This window comes from Streptomyces sp. NPDC054796 (assembly GCF_053611545.1).
On record NZ_JBSHAO010000008.1, the window covers coordinates 31,706 to 51,237 of the forward strand.

General features: G+C 72.0%; 20 protein-coding genes. 15 read left to right on the forward strand and 5 right to left on the reverse strand.

The annotated features are described in order from the left end of the window. The first annotated feature begins 2 nt into the window (after nucleotides 1-2). Both ACWGJ2_RS09060 and nudC read left to right on the forward strand, forming a co-directional pair. Nucleotides 3-1,433 (forward strand): dipeptidase, encoded by a 1,431-nt coding sequence (locus ACWGJ2_RS09060; protein WP_453345348.1) that lies wholly within the window; start codon nucleotides 3-5, stop codon nucleotides 1,431-1,433. 106 nt (nucleotides 1,434-1,539) lie between these two features. Next, complete coding sequence (nudC, locus tag ACWGJ2_RS09065) at nucleotides 1,540-2,490, forward strand: NAD(+) diphosphatase (protein ID WP_453345349.1); 951 nt, start codon at nucleotides 1,540-1,542, stop codon at nucleotides 2,488-2,490. 41 nt (nucleotides 2,491-2,531) lie between these two features. Here nudC and ACWGJ2_RS09070 read toward each other — a convergent pair whose 3' ends face one another. Continuing rightward, nucleotides 2,532-2,774 (reverse strand): mycoredoxin, encoded by a 243-nt coding sequence (locus ACWGJ2_RS09070; RefSeq protein WP_453345350.1) that lies wholly within the window; start codon nucleotides 2,772-2,774, stop codon nucleotides 2,532-2,534. Nucleotides 2,775-2,958: 184 nt separating this feature from the next. Between ACWGJ2_RS09070 and ACWGJ2_RS09075 the strand changes: the two genes are divergently transcribed. The 5 genes from ACWGJ2_RS09075 (at nucleotide 2,959) to ACWGJ2_RS09095 (ending at nucleotide 6,817) form a co-directional block, all read left to right on the forward strand. After that, entirely contained in the window at nucleotides 2,959-5,259 is a 2,301-nt protein-coding gene (locus ACWGJ2_RS09075; RefSeq protein WP_453345351.1) for an ATP-dependent DNA helicase UvrD2, read from the forward strand. Nucleotides 5,260-5,405: 146 nt separating this feature from the next. Continuing rightward, the gene (locus ACWGJ2_RS09080; protein WP_453345352.1) at nucleotides 5,406-5,690 is read left to right on the forward strand and encodes a hypothetical protein; all 285 of its coding nucleotides are present in this window, start codon (nucleotides 5,406-5,408) and stop codon (nucleotides 5,688-5,690) included. Nucleotides 5,691-5,824: 134 nt separating this feature from the next. Next, the gene (locus ACWGJ2_RS09085; RefSeq protein ID WP_453345353.1) at nucleotides 5,825-6,199 is read left to right on the forward strand and encodes a WhiB family transcriptional regulator; all 375 of its coding nucleotides are present in this window, start codon (nucleotides 5,825-5,827) and stop codon (nucleotides 6,197-6,199) included. Next, nucleotides 6,196-6,519, forward strand: coding sequence for a hypothetical protein (locus ACWGJ2_RS09090; protein ID WP_453345354.1), 324 nt, complete (start codon nucleotides 6,196-6,198; stop codon nucleotides 6,517-6,519). Before ACWGJ2_RS09085 ends, ACWGJ2_RS09090 begins: the two co-directional genes overlap by 4 nt. A gap of 121 nt (nucleotides 6,520-6,640) precedes the next feature. After that, nucleotides 6,641-6,817 carry a hypothetical protein gene (locus ACWGJ2_RS09095; RefSeq protein ID WP_453345355.1) on the forward strand — a complete coding sequence of 59 codons (177 nt, stop codon included), beginning with the start codon at nucleotides 6,641-6,643 and terminating at the stop codon, nucleotides 6,815-6,817. 71 nt (nucleotides 6,818-6,888) lie between these two features. Here the strand turns inward: ACWGJ2_RS09095 and ACWGJ2_RS09100 are convergent, their stop codons facing one another. After that, the gene (locus ACWGJ2_RS09100) at nucleotides 6,889-8,268 is read right to left on the reverse strand and encodes an ABC1 kinase family protein (RefSeq protein WP_453345356.1); all 1,380 of its coding nucleotides are present in this window, start codon (nucleotides 8,266-8,268) and stop codon (nucleotides 6,889-6,891) included. A 51-nt stretch (nucleotides 8,269-8,319) separates the two neighbouring features. Next, complete coding sequence (locus ACWGJ2_RS09105; RefSeq protein ID WP_453345357.1) at nucleotides 8,320-9,420, reverse strand: ThiF family adenylyltransferase; 1,101 nt, start codon at nucleotides 9,418-9,420, stop codon at nucleotides 8,320-8,322. A 196-nt stretch (nucleotides 9,421-9,616) separates the two neighbouring features. On the opposite strand from ACWGJ2_RS09105, the gene ACWGJ2_RS09110 reads away from it, so the two are divergent. The 4 genes from ACWGJ2_RS09110 to ACWGJ2_RS09125 all read left to right on the forward strand — a co-directional run bounded on the left by ACWGJ2_RS09110 (nucleotide 9,617) and on the right by ACWGJ2_RS09125 (nucleotide 13,572). After that, nucleotides 9,617-10,168 carry a M48 metallopeptidase family protein gene (locus ACWGJ2_RS09110; protein WP_453345358.1) on the forward strand — a complete coding sequence of 184 codons (552 nt, stop codon included), beginning with the start codon at nucleotides 9,617-9,619 and terminating at the stop codon, nucleotides 10,166-10,168. A gap of 72 nt (nucleotides 10,169-10,240) precedes the next feature. Beyond that, complete coding sequence (locus ACWGJ2_RS09115) at nucleotides 10,241-12,097, forward strand: TerD family protein (protein ID WP_453345359.1); 1,857 nt, start codon at nucleotides 10,241-10,243, stop codon at nucleotides 12,095-12,097. Between the two features lie 11 nt (nucleotides 12,098-12,108). Next, nucleotides 12,109-12,792: an AIM24 family protein gene (locus ACWGJ2_RS09120; RefSeq protein WP_453345360.1), complete on the forward strand. Its 684-nt coding sequence runs from the start codon at nucleotides 12,109-12,111 to the stop codon at nucleotides 12,790-12,792. A gap of 21 nt (nucleotides 12,793-12,813) precedes the next feature. Then, a complete protein-coding gene (locus ACWGJ2_RS09125; protein WP_453345361.1) occupies nucleotides 12,814-13,572 on the forward strand; it encodes an AIM24 family protein in 759 nt (252 codons plus the stop codon). 90 nt (nucleotides 13,573-13,662) lie between these two features. Here the strand turns inward: ACWGJ2_RS09125 and ACWGJ2_RS09130 are convergent, their stop codons facing one another. Together ACWGJ2_RS09130 and ACWGJ2_RS09135 are read right to left on the reverse strand one after the other, a co-directional pair. After that, nucleotides 13,663-14,196 (reverse strand): NUDIX hydrolase, encoded by a 534-nt coding sequence (locus ACWGJ2_RS09130; RefSeq protein WP_453345362.1) that lies wholly within the window; start codon nucleotides 14,194-14,196, stop codon nucleotides 13,663-13,665. A 44-nt stretch (nucleotides 14,197-14,240) separates the two neighbouring features. After that, nucleotides 14,241-15,818, reverse strand: coding sequence for a zinc-dependent metalloprotease (locus ACWGJ2_RS09135; protein WP_453345363.1), 1,578 nt, complete (start codon nucleotides 15,816-15,818; stop codon nucleotides 14,241-14,243). A gap of 153 nt (nucleotides 15,819-15,971) precedes the next feature. Between ACWGJ2_RS09135 and ACWGJ2_RS09140 the strand changes: the two genes are divergently transcribed. The 4 genes from ACWGJ2_RS09140 (at nucleotide 15,972) to ACWGJ2_RS09155 (ending at nucleotide 19,385) form a co-directional block, all read left to right on the forward strand. Next, entirely contained in the window at nucleotides 15,972-17,072 is a 1,101-nt protein-coding gene (locus tag ACWGJ2_RS09140; protein WP_453345364.1) for an SDR family oxidoreductase, read from the forward strand. Nucleotides 17,073-17,193: 121 nt separating this feature from the next. Then, nucleotides 17,194-17,682, forward strand: a complete 489-nt coding sequence (locus tag ACWGJ2_RS09145) for a molybdenum cofactor biosynthesis protein MoaE (RefSeq protein WP_453345365.1) — start codon at nucleotides 17,194-17,196, stop codon at nucleotides 17,680-17,682. A 229-nt stretch (nucleotides 17,683-17,911) separates the two neighbouring features. Then, nucleotides 17,912-18,265 carry a hypothetical protein gene (locus tag ACWGJ2_RS09150; protein ID WP_453345366.1) on the forward strand — a complete coding sequence of 118 codons (354 nt, stop codon included), beginning with the start codon at nucleotides 17,912-17,914 and terminating at the stop codon, nucleotides 18,263-18,265. A 25-nt stretch (nucleotides 18,266-18,290) separates the two neighbouring features. Then, nucleotides 18,291-19,385 carry a YlbL family protein gene (locus tag ACWGJ2_RS09155; RefSeq protein WP_453345367.1) on the forward strand — a complete coding sequence of 365 codons (1,095 nt, stop codon included), beginning with the start codon at nucleotides 18,291-18,293 and terminating at the stop codon, nucleotides 19,383-19,385. The last annotated feature ends 147 nt before the right edge of the window (nucleotides 19,386-19,532 follow it).

The following is a 19,532-nucleotide window of genomic DNA, read 5'->3' on the forward strand; positions in this document are numbered from 1 at the left end:
GCATGAGCAACACCCCGGCAGCACCGGACAGCGCCGTCCGGGCCTACATCGAAGAACGGCGCGCCGCCTTCCTCGGAGACCTCACGGAATGGCTCCGCATCCCCTCCGTCTCGGCCGACCCGGACCGCGCGGACGACGTGCGCCGCAGCGCCGAGTGGCTGGCCGGGAAACTCTCCGCGACGGGCTTCCCCGAGGTCGAGGTCTGGGCGACGCCGGGCGCGCCCGCCGTGTTCGCGTACTGGCCCTCCGGCGATCCGGAAGCGCCGACGGTGCTGGTCTACGGCCACCACGACGTGCAGCCCGCAGCGCGCGAGGACGGCTGGCACACCGAGCCCTTCGAGCCCGTCGAGAAGGACGGCCGCCTGTACGCGCGAGGCGCGGCCGACGACAAGGGGCAGGTCTTCTTCCACACCCTGGGCGTGCGGGCCCACCTCGCCGCCACAGGGCGCACGGCGCCCGCCGTCAACCTCAAGCTGCTGATCGAGGGCGAGGAGGAGTCGGGCTCTCCCCACTTCCCCGCGCTGGTCGCGGCCAGGGCGGACCGTCTCGCCTGCGACGTCGCCGTCGTGTCCGACACGGGTATGTGGTCGGAGGACACCCCGACGGTGTGCACCGGGATGCGCGGGCTCACCGACTGCCAGATCGACCTCTACGGTCCGGGCCAGGACATCCACTCGGGCTCCTTCGGCGGCGCCGTCCCCAACCCCGCGACCGAGGCGGCCCGCCTCGCCGCCGCGCTGCACGACGAGGACCGCCGCGTCGCGCTGCCGGGCTTCTACGACGGAGTCGTCGAACTGGACGAGCGGGAGCGGAAGCTCTTCGCCGAGCTGCCGTTCGACGAGGACGCGTGGCTGCGTACGGCGCACTCGGGGGCCGCGCTCGGCGAGGCCGGGTACACCACGCTGGAGCGGGTCTGGGCGCGGCCGACGGCCGAGGTCAACGGCATCGGCGGCGGCTATCAGGGCCCCGGCGGCAAGACCGTCGTGCCGTCGAGCGCCCAGTTGAAGCTCTCCTTCCGGCTGGTGGCGGGGCAGGACGCCGAGAAGGTGCAGCAGTCGGTGCGCGAGTGGGTGGCCCGTTCCCTGCCCGACGGCATCCGCCACGAGATCACCTTCTGGGGCGCCACCCGCCCCTGTCTGACGCCGCTGGACCACCCGGCGCTGCGCGCGGTCGTACGGTCGATGGAGCGGGCCTTCGGGCAGCAGGTCAGGTTCACCCGCGAGGGCGGCTCGGGACCCGCGGCCGACCTCCAGGACGTGCTGGGCGCTCCGGTGCTCTTCCTGGGGATCTCCGTCCCGTCGGACGGCTGGCACGCGCCGAACGAGAAGGTGGAGCTGGACCTGCTGATGAAGGGCGTCGAGACCGCCGCGTATCTGTGGGGCGACCTCGCCGAGCACTGGAGCGCGCCGTCACGGCCGTCGACGACGCCCTGACGGCCCCGTCCCGCCCCGTTCTGTCCCGTACCGTTCCGACCGCCCCGGCCACCGGGGGCGCCGAAGACACCATCACCCACTGCCACAGGGGGAGTAGGAAGCCGAAGTGACCATCTGGACCGACCGCACCGCCGCCACCCGTCCCGTCACGCTCGCGGGCACCGGGGGCATCGACCGCGCCGCGCACCACAGGATGGACGAGGCGTGGCTGGCGGCGGCGTGGAGCCACCCGACGACCCGCGTCTTCGTGGTCTCCGGAGGACAGGCGCTGATCGAGGACAAGGAGGACGGCAGCACCGAGCTGGTGATGATGCCCTCCTTCGACGCGCCCTTCACGGAGGCGCACCGCTACTTCCTGGGCATCGACGGGGACGGCGTGCGCTACTTCGCGCTCCAGAAGGACTCGCTGCCGGGCCGCATGGACGCCGTCGCGCGCTCCGCCGGGCTGCGCGAGGCCGGAGTGCTGCTGTCGGACCGGGACGCCGAGCTGATGACACACGCCGTCGGCCTGGAGAACTGGCAGCGCACCCACCGCTTCTGCTCGCGCTGCGGCGAACGCACCGTCATCGCCGCGGCCGGGCACATCCGCCGCTGCCAGGCGTGCGGCGCCGAGCACTACCCGCGCACCGACCCCGCCGCGATCATGCTGGTGACCGACGACAAGGACCGCGCGCTGCTCGGCCGCCAGGTGCACTGGCCCGAGGGACGCTTCTCGACGCTGGCCGGGTTCGTGGAGCCCGGCGAGTCCATCGAGGCCGCCGTCGTCCGCGAGGTGGCCGAGGAGGCGGGCGTGACGGTCGGCGAGGTCGCCTACGTGGGCAGCCAGCCGTGGCCCTTCCCCTCCAGCCTGATGCTGGGCTTCATGGCGCACGCCACCTCGCCCGACATCCAGGTGGACGGGGACGAGATCGAAGAGGCCCGCTGGTTCTCGCGGGACGAGCTGCGGACCGCGATCGAGACCGGGGAGGTCCTGCCTCCCTCGGGCATCTCGATCGCGGCCCGGCTGGTGGAACTCTGGTACGGCGAGCCCCTGCCCAGGCCGCTGCCGCGGGGCTGAGCCCGCCGCGGCGCCTGGGCCCCACGAGCTCAGGCCGTGGCTCAGGCGCCGACCTTCTCCTTGACCTGGGCGATGGAGGGGTTCGGGAGCGCGGAACCGTCGGGGAAGAGCACCGTCGGAACGAGCTGGTTGCCGTTGTTGACCTTCTCCACGAAGGCGGCGGACTCGGGGTCCTGCTCGATGTTGACCTCGGTGTACGCGATTCCCTCGCGGTCCATCTGGCCCTTGAGACGGCGGCAGTAGCCGCACCAGGTGGTGCTGTACATCGTCACGGTGCCTGCCATGGGTCCTCGCGCTCCTTAGTCCTCATCCTCAGCGGGTTGCACAGAGGGAACGTGCTTCTGCCCCGGACCATTCCCGCCGCCCCAGGCGTGTTCGCGTACCGTCACGGGCGCATTCATACGACAAACTCCGCACCGCTGTGGACAACCTGCTCGGCCGCCCCGGGCGACCTGGCAGCATGGCGGGGTGACAGCAGCAACGGACTCCACTCTCTTCCCCCAGGTCCCCGACACCCCTGACGCGGTGCTGGAAGGGCTCGATCCCGAGCAGCGCGAGGTGGCCACCTCGCTCCAGGGTCCGTTGTGCGTGCTGGCCGGAGCGGGCACGGGCAAGACCAGAGCGATCACCCACCGGATCGCCTATGGCGTGCGCGCGGGCGTCCTCCCGCCCGCCAGCGTGCTCGCCGTCACCTTCACCAACCGCGCGGCGGGCGAGATGCGGGGCCGTCTGCGCCAGCTCGGCGCGAGCGGCGTCCAGGCGCGGACGTTCCACTCCGCCGCGCTGCGCCAGCTCCAGTTCTTCTGGCCGCGCGCGGTCGGCGGCGAGCTGCCGCGGCTGCTGGAGCGCAAGGTGCAGCTCGTGGCCGAGGCCGCGGCGCGCTGCCGCATCCGCGTGGACCGCAACGAGCTGCGGGACCTGACCGGCGAGATCGAATGGTCCAAGGTCACCCAGACCGTGCCCGAGGACTATCCGGCCGCCGTCGCCAAGTCGAGCCGGGACGCGCCGCGCGACCCGGCCGAGATCGCCCGCGTCTACGGTCTCTACGAGCAGCTGAAGCGCGAGCGCTCCGTGATCGATTTCGAGGACGTCCTGCTGCTGACCGTCGGCGTCCTCCAGGACCGCCAGGACATCGCCGAGACGGTGCGCCGCCAGTACCAGCACTTCGTCGTCGACGAGTATCAGGACGTCAGCCCGCTCCAGCAGCGCCTGCTGGACCTGTGGGTGGGCGATCGGGACAGCCTCTGCGTCGTCGGTGACGCCAGCCAGACCATCTACTCCTTCACCGGCGCCACCCCGGACCACCTGCTCAATTTCCGCACGCGCCACCCGGACGCGACGGTCGTCAAGCTCGTCCGCGACTACCGCTCCACCCCCCAGGTCGTCCACCTCGCCAACGGCGTCCTGGCCCAGGCACGCGGGCGCGCTGCCGAGCACCGCCTGGAACTGGTCGCCCAGCGCGAGGCGGGCCCCGAGCCGGTCTATCGCGAGTTCCCGGACGAGCCCGCCGAGGCCGAGGGCACGGCCAAGCGCATCCGCGAGCTGATCGATTCGGGCGTCTCCCCGAGCGAGATCGCCGTGCTCTACCGCATCAACGCGCAGTCCGAGGTCTATGAGCAGGCCCTGGCGGATGCGGGCGTGCCCTACCAGCTCCGGGGCGCCGAGCGCTTCTTCGAGCGGCCCGAGGTACGCGAGGCGGGCGTGGCGCTGCGCAGCGCGGCCCGCTTCGGCGAGAACGACACCCTGCTCGACGGCGCCGTCGATCTCCCCTCCCAAGTGCGCGCCGTCCTCAGCGGCAAGGGGTGGACGACGGAACCCCCCTCGGGCTCCGGCGCTGTCCGTGACCGCTGGGAGTCGCTGGCGGCGCTGGTGCGCCTCGCCGAGGACTTCGCCAGGGCCAAGGAGGACGCCACCCTCGCGGATCTCGTGGCGGAGCTGGACGAGCGGGCCAACGCCCAGCACGCCCCCACCGTCGAGGGCGTCACCCTGGCCTCCCTGCACGCGGCCAAGGGCCTGGAGTGGGACGCGGTCTTCCTGGTGGGCCTGACGGAGGGCATGCTCCCGATCACCTACGCCAAGACCGACGAGCAGGTCGAGGAGGAGCGCCGGCTCCTGTACGTCGGGGTGACCCGCGCCCGGCTCCACCTCTCGCTCTCCTGGTCGCTCTCCCGCGCGCCGGGCGGCCGGGCCTCGCGCCGTCCGAGCCGGTTCCTGAACGGGCTGCGCCCTGGGTCCGGGCCCTCCGGCGCACGCGGCGCGGGCGGCGGAGGCGGCATCGAGCGGGGGAGCGGCGGCGGTGGCCGCAGCCGTAAGCGCCGCGGCCCCGTGCCGTGCCGGGTGTGCGGTCGCTCACTGACCGCGCCGGGGGAGATGAAGCTCATGCGGTGCGAGGGCTGCCCCTCCGATCTCGACGAGGAGCTGTTCGAGCGGCTCAGGGAGTGGCGCTCCGGCCAGGCGAAGCAGCTCGGCCAGCCCGCCTACTGCGTCTTCACGGACAAGACCCTGATGGCCATCGCGGAGATCGTTCCGGCCGACCGGTCGGCTCTCTCGCGGATCTCGGGGGTGGGAGGCCGCAAGCTGGAGCGCTTCGGGGACGACGTCCTGGCGCTCTGCGCCGGCGAGGAACCCGGTGCGGAAGCGGCGGAGGACGCGGGCGAAGAGGACGCCTGGATCGCGGACGAGGAGCCGCAGGAGCCGGAGGGAGAAGCCCTGGAAGAAGGGGCTCCGCTAGATGTCACAGAAGCTGTTACGGAGACCCCCGAAAAATAGTTTGCGCCCGCCGCCGGGACCCCCATAGCCTTCCGGACATGGAGAGGGCGGGGTTTTCGCCTCACCCCTTCCATGCTGTACTTACCCCTGAACATCTTCGGGTCAGCTCCGGCCGACCCCTGAGACGCCGAGAGGAGGCGAGACCAGTGATCGACTTCATTACCACCACCAAAATGACCGACCGCTCGGTCGTTGCCTCCTGCCTGCTCGGCTCCCGCTTTAGCGGCACCGGTGTGTCCGGCGTCGCGCTCGGCGGCAGCGAGCGACCGGCCAAGGCACCCGCGGTAGCAGCGAATGCGGCAGCACAGGCTCAGGCACACGCCTATGCCTCCGTCCTCGCGGCCAACGGTGCCGGCGAAGGTCGCCAGAAGACGCAGCGAATGATGACGTGGGCCTTCCGTGGGCTCGAACCCTGGAGAGATCCAGCCTGATCGGCGCGATCAGGTCGGCACCTTCCAGGGCCGCGGAACCCACATCGGGATCCGCGGCCCTTCTGTTTGCCTTCAGCCCGGCCACCAGCCGGGCAACCCGACAACAGACACCGATAGACGAGGACGAACCAGCAGTGCACACCAATACGCACGCCCCGTCACCGACCACCGACCTGATGCCGCCTGACACGACCACGACCACGGAGGACCCCTTGACCGCCCCGCTGACCACTCTCACCGAGCTGGACGACGCCATCGAGCGTCTCGGCGTGACCGTCCCCTGCCGCTCCTACGACCCGGAGGTCTTCTTCGCGGAGTCCCCGGCCGACGTGGAGTACGCGAAGTCGCTCTGCCAGACCTGCCCGCTGCGTGACGCCTGCCTCGCAGGCGCCAAGGACCGCCGTGAGCCCTGGGGTGTCTGGGGCGGCGAGCTGTTCGTGCAGGGCGTCGTCGTTCCCCGCAAGCGGCCCCGCGGCCGTCCGCGCAAGAACCCGGTATCGGCAGCATGAGCACCGCCGGAACGATCGATCACCCGTCGACGCACGCTCCTCAGCCGCGTCATAGCCAGAAGCAGGACCCCACCATGGCAACTCGCCTCGACAGCCCCGCCCGATCCCACACCGACGCGAACGGTTCGCGTCAGAACAGGACCCGAGAAATGCAACTCATGCCAGAATCCCTGGCGCGAGCCCATATGCAGCAGCGGCTGCAAGAGGCCGAGTCGGAGAGCAGAGCCCTGCGGCTCGCCTCCGCCCGCCGCCTCCAGCGCCGCGCCGAACGCGCCACGCTGCGTGCCCGCCGTGCACTGGCCATGGCGGTCATGCAGTAGGGCCTGTCCGACAGGCCCTGGGCGAACCGGGGGATCCCTGTGGTCCCCTCCGTACCACCATCAGGAGAACCGGGGCGTTGCGCCCCGGTTCTCCGGCGTTTCCGGGGATATCTTCGGGCGGGTGGATGAGAAGAAGACCGACACGACGGTCTGCGCCCATTGCGGGAAGACCACCGAGGGCAGGCCGGTCACCTGGACCTGTTCCGTGGAGAACGGCGACCGTCAGTACTTCTGCGAACGCTGCTCCCGCGAGAACCTCCGCGCCATCGAGGGCCGTCTCGACTCGGCCTGGTGGTGAGGGGGTTAGGGCCTGTCCGGCAATTCCCGCCCGGCCCTCCCGGCCCGCCACGCCCGCGACGTCCGGGGCGGTCAGGCGGTGGTCTCCGCGACCTCCGCCGTCTCCTCCCCGCCATCGGCCGCGAACCCGGGGACCCACGACTCCAGTTCGTCCCGCATCCGGACCGTCGCGCCGAGCTGACAGAGCACGCCGATGGTGCTCAGCGTCACCCGGTGTATCAGCAGATACGACGGCGGAAGGTTGAGCTGCTTGCCCAACTGGTGCGCTGGGGAACGCGGATCGGCTATGCGCGCCGCCTGCTCGCGCATCCAGCCCCGGCTGAACTCGAAGGAGTCAGCGCGCGCGGGCTCGATGATCGGTATCAGATAGTCCAGCACCTCGGCCGGGTCCAGCTCGATGCTGTCCTTGACGAACCCCTCTTCGCGGAGCAGCCGGTACACCGCGTCGGCCTCGCCGTCGAGCGTCATCCGCAGTGCCGTGCCGATGGTCGGCGGCAGCCCCTCCGGCAGCCGGTCCACGGTGCCGAAGTCCATGACGCCCAGCCGCCACCGCGCCGGGCCGCCGTCGGAGGACTCCTCCGGCACCAGCCGGAAGTTGCCGGGATGCGGGTCGGCGTGGAGCAGGCCGGTGCGCGCCGTACCGCAGAAGAGGAAGCGCGCAAGGAGCTGGCCCGCGCGGTCGCGCTCCGCCTCGTCGCCCTCCGCTATCACCTCGGCCAGGGGTATCCCGTCCAGCCACTCGGTGACCAGCACCTGTTCGCCCTGGTGGACCACGTCCGGGATGAGGACATCGGGATCGTCGGCGAACTCGGCGGCGTAGGCACGCTGGGCCTGCGCCTCCAGGCCGTAGTCCAGCTCCTCCGTGACGCGGTCGCGCAGCTCCGCGATCAGCGGCTTGATGTCCATGCCGGGGATCAGGGGCCCGAGGAGCCGGGCGAACCGGCCCAGTTGGGCGAGATCGGAGATCAGGGCCTCGCCCGCGCCCGGGTACTGGACCTTCACTGCCACCGCGCGCCCGTCGTGCCATACGCCACGGTGGACCTGGCCGATGGAGGCCGCCGCCGCGGGCTTGTCCTCGAACCTCTCGAAGAGGTCCCGCCACTCCTCGCCCAGCCGCTCCGCCAGGACGGAGTGCACGGTGCTGGTCGGCATCGGAGGCGCCGCCTCCTGGAGCTTGGTCAGGGTGGCGCGGTAGGGCCCGGCGATCTCCTCGGGAAGCGCGGACTCGAAGACCGAGAGCGCCTGGCCGAACTTCATGGCGCCCCCCTTCAGCTCGCCGAGCACCTTGAAGAGCTGCTCAGCGGTGCGCTGTTGCAGCTCGTGCCCCACGAGGTCAGCGGAATAGCCGCCGATCCGCTTGCCGAGCCCCCAGGCGGAACGGCCCGCGAACCCCAGCGGCAGTGCGGCCAGCTTGGCGGTACGTGTGACCGCCTTACGGGGAAGATCAGACATGCGCCCCTCCAACTCCCATACAGCCCAACCGAACAGCACCGAGGCCGACGACTATCCCGCCATTGTGGCCCGTGAAGCGTGTTCCGCCGAGGGCGGGCGGTCCACCCCCACCGAAGCGGCACCGCATGGACACTCGGGGTGCGGCGCCAGGTGCTCCGTCTCCGGGACCAGATGCGGCAGGGTGAACCGCAGCCGGTAACCGGCGCCGCAGCCACCGTCGCCGTCGAGGAAACTCAGCGCGTACGACGCGGTGGCGCCCGCGACCATGGTGGCCAGAGCCATGTCGCACGCGGGTACCCCGGAGCGCCTTCGGCCACCCGTGCGCCACTGCCCGACCACCAGCGGCCAGCCCGGCTCCCGCTCCGCGCCGTTCCGCGTCAGGCACTCCGCGCACGGGGAGGCGCCGGGCAGCACCAGCGGGCCCACCACGCCCATCCCCTCCAGCACGCCGCCGTACAGATGAGGGGTGCCCGTCGCGAGGAAGCCCTCGGAGGCCAGGGGATCGGGGGCGTAGGCGTCCAGGCCGTCGCGGGGTGTCATCACGACGAGGCTCACGCCGCCGCGGGAACGCGACTGCCAGGGCCTGGCCGCGTTCACCGCCTTGCGGGTCGCGGTGTCGCGGCGCTCGCCCACGGCCTCCGCCGGAAGGCCCCCGGGCGCGGCGTCCCACGGCTCCACGCGACCGCCGTCCACGGCATCGACCTGGCCCACACCGGCCGCCGACAACGTCGCCGCCACGATCGCGCCCACTCTGCCCGTCCCCCTCACCAGCACACTCGCGTCCCGTCTGGCCGCCAGCCTGCGCAGACCGCCCCCGGGCTCGCGGTGCACCACCGACAGCGAGGCGAGATCGGGGCGCAGCCTGTCGGGAACCTCGGCCGACGCCGTGCGATCGGCCATGGCGTCGTCCAGCACGCCCACCGCGGACAGCCGCTCCGTCAGCCGGTCCGCCGTCTCCTCCGGGAGCCCGAAGGACGGGGCCGCCGCCCTGAGCTGCTCCAGGCTGCGCGTGCCGTTCATCAGCTCCATGAACGCGGCCGTCGCATCGTCCACCGGGCCAAGCAGCACCGCGTGGGCCGGCGCCACGCCGTACCGCACCGTCTGGCGGTCGCACCACGCGCGGCGCAGCGCGGGCTTGATCATCGGATGCATGTCCTCGTCCCCCTCGGATTCGGCCTGGTCCCTCTCCGCTGCCGATACACAGCATGCGGGCCGGACCCCGGCGTCCGCGGAAAGTTATCCACAGGTGCGCGTGATAGTCATACGAATGCTGCGCCCGCGCGTCGAATGGCCTGTGAACCAGCCGGGAGACGGGACTTCGCACAGCGCCAGCGGGTAACGTCGGGGCGTGCACTCCGACCCGCTCAACAGCGCCAGCCAGAGCGCGGTCGAAGTGCGCCGCAGCGCGCGCAGGAGGCGGACGGTCTCCGCCTACCGCGAGGGCGACCGCACCGTCGTGCTGATCCCGGCCCGCATGTCGGCCGACGAGGAAGCGCGCTGGGTCGGCGTCATGCTGGACAAACTGGCGGCCCAGGAGAGCAAGCGGATGCTGGGGGACAGCGATCTCGCGGAGCGCGCCGCACGGCTGTCCGAGCAGTATCTCGACGGCCGGGCCCGCCCCAACACCGTCCGCTGGGTCACCAACCAGAACACCCGCTGGGGCTCCTGCACCCCCGCCGAGGGCAGCATCCGCCTCTCGCACCGGCTCCAGGGGATGCCCGAGTACGTCATCGACTACGTCCTGCTCCACGAACTGGCGCATCTGCTGGTCCCCGGGCACGGCCCCCGCTTCTGGCAGTTGCTGGACGTCTATCCCCGTACGGAGCGTGCGCGCGGCTTCCTGGAGGGCGTCGTGACGGCAGGGCGGCTGCCGCATCTTCCCGCGACCCGGGAAGAGTGACCTGTCGGCCCCACCGGATAGCCTGGCGCCGCGAGCACACACAGCAACGCGGATGGGGGACGGTCGTTACGTATGGCCAGGGAATTCCAACGCGGCCACAAGGCCAAGATCAGTGATCTGACGGCGGGGACCGATCTGTACGTGGGTGTGCAGATTTCGGGCCCCGGGCTGTCGTTCGACATCAGCTGCTTCGGACTCGACGCCGACGAACGGCTCTCCGACGACCGGTACTTCATCTTCTTCAACCAGCCGAAGTCGCCGGAGGAATCGCTCCAGCAGCTCGGTGCCCAGGCGGGGGACACGGACTCGTTCCGGGTGACGCTCGACCGCGTCCCGGCGGGCATCCGCCGGCTCTCCTTCACCGCGGCTCTCGACGGCGCGGGGCAGATGTCCCAGATAGCGCCCGGGTACATCCGGATCGTCGCGGGCGGCGAAGAGGTCGCGCGCTACGCGTTCAGCGGTGCCGAGTTCAGCACCGAGCGCGCGATCATGCTCGGGGACTTCTATTTCAAGGACGTCTGGCGCTTCGCCGCCGTAGGACAGGGCTTCGACGGGGGCCTGGACGCGCTGCTGAGGAACTTCGGCGGCGAGGTCATGGAGGAAGAGCCCGCGCCCGAGCCCACGGCGGCCCCCGGGTTCGCGCCACCTGGCGGCGCACCGGCGCCCGGCTTCGCGCCCCCAGGGGGCGCGGCCGAGCCGCAGCCCCAGCCCGCGCCCTCCTTCGCCCCGCCTGCGACGGCCGCGACGCCTGCCACGCCCGGCCCGCCGGAGCCCTCCGCTCCGCAGCCCACGCAGCCTCCGCAGCCCGCCGCGGCGCAGGGGCCGACGGCGGCGCAGGCGCCCGGTGCCGATCCGCGCGCCGCCCAGGCGGCGGCGCCCACGATCGCCGACGGAGCGTTCCCGGCAGGCGGCCAGCAGCAGCCGTTCGCGCAGCCCGGCCCGCCGCAGCCCGCGCCGCCCGCCACCCCGCAGGTGCCAGGGCAGGCGCAGCCTTATCAGCAGCCGCCTCAGCCTCAAACGCCGCAGGCCCCGGCACCTCAGCCCCAGGCGCCCCAACAACAGCAGCCGTTCCAGCCCCAGGCACCCCAGGCACCCCAGCCGCCTCAGCAGGGGGCGCCCGGACAGGCGCTGCCCAACCCGTTCGGGCAGCCGGGACAACCAGGGCAGCCGCAGCCCGGCCCGCCCGGAGCGCCGCAGGGATACGGCGCCCCGCAGGCGCCGCCGGGCCAGGGCGCCCCGCAGATTCCGGTCATCCCCCAGGTCCAGCCCGCGGGCATCGGCATCACCCTCGACAAGTACCGAGAGGCCCCCACCGGCCAGCGCTGGACGCTCCAGAACGGGCAGCTCGCCCGGGTGGACCTCGGCATCGACGGCCAGCCCGTCCTCGCCCGCCAGGGCAGCATGGTGCTGTACCAGGGGAAGGTCGACTTCGGCTACAAGGGCGCGGGGTTCCGCGGCCGGGTCGTCGGCAATGCCACCGGCCAGGAGATGCAGCTCATGCGCTGCTCGGGCAACGGCCAGGTCTTCCTCGCCGAGGAGGCCGCCTACCTCCACCCCATCGAGCTGCAAGGGGACGCGATCTGCGTCTCCGCCGAGCACGTCCTCGCCTTCGACGAGAGCCTCCAGCACGAGGTGCGCCGGATCGAGGGGCACGGCATCCCCGGTGGCGCGCTGTTCACCATGCAGTTCCAGGGCACGGGCACCGTCGTCGTCACCACGCACGGCACCCCGGTCGTCCTGCCGGTCACCCCGACCACGTTCGCCGACGCGGACGCCGTCGTGGCCTGGTCGGCGGCGGCGCAGGTGATCGTCTCCAGCCAGGTGCGGCTGCGCCGCCAGGCGTATCCGGGGCACAGCGGCGAGAGCGTGAACCTCCAGTTCCGCGGCGCCCCCGGCAATTTCATCGTCGTCCAGCCCTACGAGATGTGAGGGAGCCCGTCATGGATCAGCAGCTCATCGCGGGCTACGCCCCCGCACAGCCCACCGCACGCATGGAGAACCACGGTTCCAGCATGCTCAAGGTGGTCATGAACAGCGGCCAGGACCTCTACGCGCGCGTCGGCTCGATGGTCGCCTACGAGGGCTTCGTGCAGTACGAGCCCAACCCGCCCGCCGTGCGCCAGCGGGCCTCCCAATGGCTCACCGGAGAGGGCGCGCCCCTCATGCGCTGCCACGGCGACGGACTGCTCTACCTCGCCGACTACGGCGCCGACGTGGTCGTGCTGAGCCTCAACGACGAGAGCCTGTCCGTCAACGGAACCAACCTCCTCGCCTTCGACGCCCACCTGGAGTGGGGCGTGCAGCGCGTCAAGGGGATGGCGAAGTTCGCCGGGCAGGGCCTCTTCAACGTCGCGATCTCCGGCACCGGCTGGGTGGCGCTTACCACGCGGGGCGCCCCCGTGGTCGTCGACTGCGGGCGCGGCGAAGACGAGACCTACGTGGACCCGGACGCGCTCGTCGCCTGGTCCACCCATCTGAAGATGAAGGGCAAGCGCAGCTTCAAGGCGTCCTCGGTGATCGGGCGCGGCAGCGGAGAGGCGTACCAACTGGGCTTCTCGGGACAGGGATTCGTCGTCGTACAGCCCAGCGAGGACAGCGCCGACCGGCTGCGGGCCCGGGGCTGACGGGGAGGGGAACGGACAACCATGCAGAGCCCGCTTTTCGGCTACACCGAGGTCCAGACACCGGACCGCTACGCCCTCCAGAACCCCAAGCTCCTGCGCGTGGCCCTGAACGGCCACGAGGACGTGCTCGCCCGCAAGGGCAGCATGGTCGCCTACCAGGGCATGCTGGAGTTCGACGGGGAGTACCAGACGCAGGGTCAGCGGCAGGCCCGCGCGGTGACGGGTGAGGGCCTCGATCTGATGCGCTGCTCGGGCCAGGGGACGGTGTTCTTCGCCAACCTCGCCCAGTACGTGCACATCGTGGACGTCGACCACGAAGGGCTGACCGTCGACGGCGCCTATGTGCTCGCCCTCGATTCACATCTCCACTGGGAGGTCATCTCCGTGGACAGCCAGTACGGCGTGTCCGGGTCGGGGAAGTACAACCTCAACATCTCCGGGCAGGGCAAGGTCGCGCTGATGACCTCGGGGCAGCCGCTGATGCTGCGGATCACCCCGGAGACGTACGCCAACGCGGACGCGGACGCGGTCGTCGCCTGGTCCAGCTCGCTCCGGGTGCAGATGCAGGCGCAGACCAGCGCCTCGGGCGTGTGGCGCCGCCGGGGCAGCACGGGGGAGGGCTGGGAGCTGAGCTTCATGGGCCACGGCTACGCCCTCGTCCAGCCCAGCGAACTGCTACCCCCGCAGAACGCCGTGATCGGCGGCGGCCTGCGCGCGCAGTACGGCATGGGTCCGCAGGGCGCGGCGGGCCAGAACCAGGGGAACATCTTCACCAACTGAGCGGCGGCGTGCGGCGCGCCCTGGCGTCGTGCGGTGCGGTGGGCGGCAGAACGCGGCCCACCGCACACAGCCCGGACGAGGGTGCCCCGCTCAGACCAGGGCGCGGGCGCCCTCCGTCAGGCGGACGACGGAGTCGTCGGCGACGGAGGCCACTTCGTCGTACGCGTACCAGCCCAGGTCCAGCGACTCGTCGCTGACCGTCTCCAGCGCGCCCGCCGGTGCCACCGCGGCGTACTGGACGTCCAGATGCCACGCGCACGGGGTCTCGTGCCGGTCCAGCCGCACCGGGCCGCCTGGCAGGAGCGTCAGCCCGGAGATGCCCGACTCCTCCGTCGCCTCGCGCAGTGCCGCTTCGGCCAAAGTGGCGTCCCCGGGCTCGCAGTGGCCGCCCATCTGGAGCCACTTGCGCAGCTTGCGGTGCAGCGTCAGCAGGACGCGCCCGCCCGCCGGGTCCATCACCAGCGCACTCGCCGTGATGTGCCCGGCCGAGCACGCCTTCCACATGCCGTCGGGGTGCGTCAGGAGGTGGTCCAGATAGAGCCGGCGGAGGCGCTCCTGCTCCTCCGTGGTCGCGTGCCACTCCTTGAGGACACGCGCCGCGTCCTCGTGCAGCTCCCCGCTCATCCCTGCCGCAGTCCCTGTCTCTGCCTCTGACTCTGCCGGTCCGCTCACTTCTTCTCGTCGCCGTCACCGGTGGTGCCGTCGCCGTTGTCGCCGTCCGTGCCGCCGTCGCCCTTGGGCTCCTGGGCGTCGCCCTTGGCGCCTTCGGCGCCCGCCGCACCCTCCGCGCTCTGCGCCGCGTCCCCGAGCATCTTGTCCAGCTCGGAGAAGTCCGGCTGCTCGTGGTGCACGAAGCCGTCCGGATCGTCCAGATCCGCCGCCGTCGGCAGCATGTCCGGGTGCTCCCAGAGCGCGTCGCGCCCCTCGGCGCCCCGCGCGTCGGCCAGGGAGGCCCACAGCCGGGAGGCGTCCCGCAGCCTGCGGGGCCGCAGCTCCAGGCCGATCAGCGTGGCGAAGGTCTGCTCGGCGGGACCACCGGAGGCGCGACGGCGCCGCAGCGTCTCCCGCAGCGCGGAGGCCGACGGCAGGTGCGGCTCGGCCGCCGCGTGCACGACCGCGTCCACCCAGCCTTCGACGAGCGCGAGCGCCGTCTCCAGACGCGCCAGCGCCGCCTTCTGCTCCGGGGTGTCCTCGGGCTGGAACATGCCCTGCTGCAACGCCTCCTGAAGCTCCTCGGGGCGCTGCGGATCGAGCTGGCCGACGACATCCTCCAGCTTGGAGGTGTCCACCTTGATGCCCCGCGCATAGCCCTCGACCGCGCCGAACAGGTGCGAGCGCAGCCACGGCACATGGACGAAGAGCCGCTGGTGGGCCGCCTCGCGCAGCGCGAGATACAGCCGCACCTCCTCCTGGGGCACGCCCAGGCCCTCGCCCAGGGCCGCCATGTTGCCCGGCAGCAGCGCGGCCTTGCCGGCGGGGCCCAGGGGCAGCCCGACGTCCGTCGAGCCGACGACCTCACCGGCCAGCACGCCCAGAGCCTGTCCGATCTGGGTGCCGAACATCGCGCCGCCCATGGAGCGCATCATCCCGAGCAGCGGGCCCGCCATGGCCTGCATCTCCTCGGGCAGCACATCGCCCATGGCGGCGCCGACGCGCTCGGCCACCGGATCGACCAGGTCCTTCCACACCGGAAGGGTCTGCTCCACCCACTCGGCGCGGCTCCACGCCTCGGCGGTGCTCGAACCGGAGGGCAGGGACGTCACCCCGTCCAGCCACAGATCGGCGAGGCGCACGGCCTCCTGGACGGCGGCGCGCTCGTTCGGGCCGACGCTGGCGTCCTTGGAGCCGTCCTGTGCCCCGGCGGCGACGGTCTGGCGGGCGATGTCCTTGGCCATGTCCCAGTTCACCGGGCCGCCCTCGAAGGAGAGCATCTGGCCCAGCTTCTGGAAGGCCGCGCCCAGGTCATTGGGATCCATGCCGCCCTGGCCGCCGCCCAGGGAGCCGAACATCGCGGCCAGCGGGTTGTCCGAGCCGCCCCCGCCGGGCAGGCCGCCGAAGCCGAAGGGGTTCTGCGGCGGGGTGTCCCCACCGCCCTGGCCGCCGCTCCCGCCGCTGCCGGTGCCGCCCTGGGAACCCTGCTGCCCGCCCTCGGCGTCGTCCCCCTTGCCCTGCCGCTTCTTCTTGCCTTCGTCCCCGTCCTCGGGCTCCTCGGGAGGTACGCCGAATCCGAATGGGATGTCACTCACGGGTTTCCTCGGCTCTGTCTCGTCGGACGGTGTGCTGACTGAAGATCCTGCATCGAACGCATCTATCCATGGGCTCTGCCTCCAGCCTAGACACCCGTCAGGCAGGATGGAGCCTGCGCACCTCGTACCAGAAACAACCGCTGGAGACGCCCGGTGAGTTCCTCCGAGACCAACGTTCGCGCAGCGCGAACCCCAACCGTCGCCGTCACGGGCGCCGCTTCGGGGGTAGGCGCGCTGCTCACCGAGCGGCTCGCGGCGTCGGAGCGGATCAAGCAGGTCATCGGCCTCGACGAGCGCCGCGGGGAGGTCAGCGAGGCCCAGTGGCACACCCTGGACGTGCGCGACCCCGCCATCGCGGACCGCCTGCGCGGCGACGGCGAGCCCGTGGACGTCGTGGTCCACCTCGCGCTCGACCTCGACCTGGAGACCGATCCCTCGGCCCGTACGGCGTACAACGTCCGTGGCACCCAGACCGTGCTGACCGCCGCTGCCGCCGCGGGCGTGCGCAGGGTCGTCCTGTGTACCTCGGCGATGGTCTACGGGGCGCTGGCCGACAACGACGTCCCGCTCGCCGAGGACGCCGAGCTGCGGGCCACCGCCGAGGCCACCGGCGTCGGCGATCTCCTGGAGATCGAGCGGCTGGCGCGCAGGGCGCCCCGCGCACACCCCGGGCTCAACGTGACCGTCGTGCGCCCTGCCGTCCTCGTCGGCGCCGGGATGGACACGGCGCTGACCCGGCACTTCGAGTCGCCGCGCCTCCTGGTCGTCGCGGGTTCTCGGCCCTGCTGGCAGTTCTGCCACGTGGAGGACCTGGTCAGCGCGCTGGAGTACGCCGTGCACGAGCAGGTCGAGGGCGAGATCGCGGTCGGCTGCGACGGCTGGCTGGAGCAGGAGGAGATCGAGGAGCTGACGGGCATCCGCCGCATGGAGCTGCCCTCGGCCGTCGCCCTGGGCGCGGCCTCCAGGCTGCACCGGCTCGGGCTGACCCCGTCGCCCGCCGGTGACCTCGCGTACACGATGCACCCCTGGGTGGTCAGCGGCTCCCGGCTGCACGAGGCGGGCTGGCGCCCGCGCTGGACCAACGAGGAGGTCCTGGCGGAGCTGCTGGAGGAGGTCGCGGGGCGCCACACGCTCGCCGGGCGCCGCCTGGGCCGCACGGAGGCCGCGACGGCCGCGGGCGCGGCAGGCGCCACCGTGGCGCTGCTGGGCACGGCCGCGCTGGTGCGCAGGGCACGCAAGCGCCGCGGGCTCTGACCGGAGGCCACCGCCGGGCGGGGCGGCTCCGGGGCGCGTCCGCCCTCCGTGTGCGCCGTCCGGGGGCCGTGCCCGTGCGCGGCCATGTCGGGTGTTCCCTCAGCCCCGCGCGTACGGCAGCATGAGCGGCATGGCACAGACGTACGAGCAGCGCGATCACCCTGACCACCCCGGCGAGCGGGCGGCGGCCGATCCCGTCCGGCTGCTGGGCATCAGGGAGGAGCCGCTCTCCGTCGACGAGGTCCTCGCGGCGGTCGGCGACGACGCGGCGGGCGGCACCGCGCTCTTCGTCGGTACGGTGCGCAACCACGACGGGGGCACCGATGTCGCCCGTCTGGGCTACTCCTCGCATCCCACCGCCGAGGCGGAGCTGCGCCGCGTCGCGGAGAAGGTGGCCGCGGACTTCCCGGTGCGGGCCCTGGCCGCCGTCCACCGCGTCGGAGACCTGTCCGTGGGGGATCTGGCCGTCGTCGTGGCCGTCTCGTGCCCGCACAGGGCCGAGGCGTTCGACGCCTGCCGCAGCCTCATCGACACGCTCAAGCACGAGGTCCCGATCTGGAAGCACCAGACCTTCGCCGACGGCACGGAGGAGTGGGTCGGCGCCTGCTGAGAGGCCCGCCCCGGGCCCCGGACCGCGCCCGGAGAGCCCCCGCCGCACCCTGGCCGCGCCACACCCGCCGTCGCAGCCCCGTGTTCCCGCTCAACTCCCAGGCGCGGAGCGGGATATTCCGGTTGCGTAACCCGACCCCGGCCCGGACCGTTGACTCTCCGACGGTTAATCTGCTCATCGGCCGGTTACACGGCTCAGTACGGCAAGAACGAGGGGTCGGGAGGTCTCCATGGCGGCACTCTCCTGGTTGCTGATTCCGGTCGTCGCCGCGATCGCGGCAGGCGTATGGGGCAGCTGGGCCGCTCGTCGACGCAGTACGACGCCCGACGTCGACGGTGTGGCGGGTTACGAACGCTTCCGCGCGGCCATGGAACGCTCGCGTTCCGAGGAGCCGGAGCACGCGGAACACGCGGAGGACGCCTCGCGGACCGAGGGCACCGGAGCAGCGGGAGCGGACGGGAACGGGCTCGCGCGACGAGGCGCGGGGGAAGCCGCGGGGGAGGCCCCCGCGAAGGTGCCGGAGCCCGCCGTGGCCGGCGTGGCACAGGGCGCCTCGGACGGACCGGCCCGAGCGGCTGACTGACAGACCCGTCCCGTACTGTCGTGGCATGCCACGCCGCACCGCGACGATGCTCGCCTCCACGCTGCTTCTCATAGCGCTGCTCTGCGCCGGAGTGCTGATCAAGGTCCCGTACGCGGAGATGTCACCCGGTCCCACGGTGAACACCCTGGGCGAGCACGGCGGTGAGCCCGTGCTGAACATCAAGGATCACAAGAACTACGACACCTCGGGCCACCTCAACATGACGACGGTCCGCGTCACCGGCGCCGACTACCGCATGAACCTGGTCGAGGCCGTCTACGGCTGGCTGCGCCACGACAGCGCGGTCGTCCCCCACTCCACGCTCTATCCGGACAACAAGTCGGCCCAGGAGGTCGACGAGCAGAACGCGGAGGAGTTCAGCGCCTCCCAGGAGAGCGCCAAGGTCGCGGCCCTCGAAGAGCTGGGCATCCCGGTGAAGTCCCGCGTCCTCGTCTCCTCCGTCGTCAAGGACGGCCCCTCCGAGGGCACGCTGCACGCCGGGGACACCATCAAGGCGGTCGACGGCAGGACCGTGAAGGACCCCGAGAGCGTCGCGAAGCTGGTCACCAAGCACGAGCCCGGCGAGAAGGTCAGCTTCACCGTGGTCCCCGCCGCCAAGGCGAAGGCGGCGGAGAAGGCCAACCGGCAGCCCTCGAAGAGCGACGAGAAGAACGTCACGGTCACCACGAAGAAGGCGCCGGACGACGGCCGCGCCATCGTCGGCATCCAGCCCGGGGCCGGGCACACCTTCCCGTTCGAGATCGACATCAAGCTCGCGGACGTCGGCGGCCCCAGCGCGGGCCTGATGTTCGCGCTCGGCATCGTCGACAAGCTGACGCCGCAGGACCTGACCGGCGGCAAGTTCGTCGCGGGCACGGGCACCATCGACGACGACGGCAAGGTCGGCGAGATCGGCGGCATCCAGATGAAGCTCGTCGCAGCGCGCGACAAGGGCGCCGAGTTCTTCCTCACCCCCTCGGGCAACTGCCCGTCGGCCGCCAAGGACAAGCCCGACGGGCTCACCCTCGTGAAGACGCGGACCATGGACGACGCCATGAGCGCGCTCAAGAAGATCCGCTCCGGCGACACCGACGCGCTGCCCCAGTGCAAGGCGGACTGACAGCCCCCGCACCCCGCAGCTCCCCGGCCCGTACCCCGGGGCCCGTACCCCGGCCCGGAGCAGAGCCCGGTACCGAGGTACGGGTACAGAGGTACGGAGGCAAGCGGTACGGCAGCAAGCGGTACGCAAGCAGCGGTACGGAGCCCT

Coding starts and splice junctions, on each gene's coding strand:
- ACWGJ2_RS09150 (WP_453345366.1), top strand. CDS start 17,912: ATGGCGGCACTCTCCTGGTTGCTGATTCCGGTCGTCGCCGCGATCGCG.
- ACWGJ2_RS09100 (WP_453345356.1), bottom strand. CDS start 8,268: ATGTCTGATCTTCCCCGTAAGGCGGTCACACGTACCGCCAAGCTGGCC.
- ACWGJ2_RS09125 (WP_453345361.1), top strand. CDS start 12,814: ATGCAGAGCCCGCTTTTCGGCTACACCGAGGTCCAGACACCGGACCGC.
- ACWGJ2_RS09120 (WP_453345360.1), top strand. CDS start 12,109: ATGGATCAGCAGCTCATCGCGGGCTACGCCCCCGCACAGCCCACCGCA.
- ACWGJ2_RS09115 (WP_453345359.1), top strand. CDS start 10,241: ATGGCCAGGGAATTCCAACGCGGCCACAAGGCCAAGATCAGTGATCTG.
- ACWGJ2_RS09145 (WP_453345365.1), top strand. CDS start 17,194: ATGAGCGGCATGGCACAGACGTACGAGCAGCGCGATCACCCTGACCAC.
- ACWGJ2_RS09130 (WP_453345362.1), bottom strand. CDS start 14,196: ATGAGCGGGGAGCTGCACGAGGACGCGGCGCGTGTCCTCAAGGAGTGG.
- ACWGJ2_RS09070 (WP_453345350.1), bottom strand. CDS start 2,774: ATGGCAGGCACCGTGACGATGTACAGCACCACCTGGTGCGGCTACTGC.
- ACWGJ2_RS09155 (WP_453345367.1), top strand. CDS start 18,291: ATGCCACGCCGCACCGCGACGATGCTCGCCTCCACGCTGCTTCTCATA.
- ACWGJ2_RS09060 (WP_453345348.1), top strand. CDS start 3: ATGAGCAACACCCCGGCAGCACCGGACAGCGCCGTCCGGGCCTACATC.
- ACWGJ2_RS09090 (WP_453345354.1), top strand. CDS start 6,196: ATGAGCACCGCCGGAACGATCGATCACCCGTCGACGCACGCTCCTCAG.
- ACWGJ2_RS09105 (WP_453345357.1), bottom strand. CDS start 9,420: ATGCATCCGATGATCAAGCCCGCGCTGCGCCGCGCGTGGTGCGACCGC.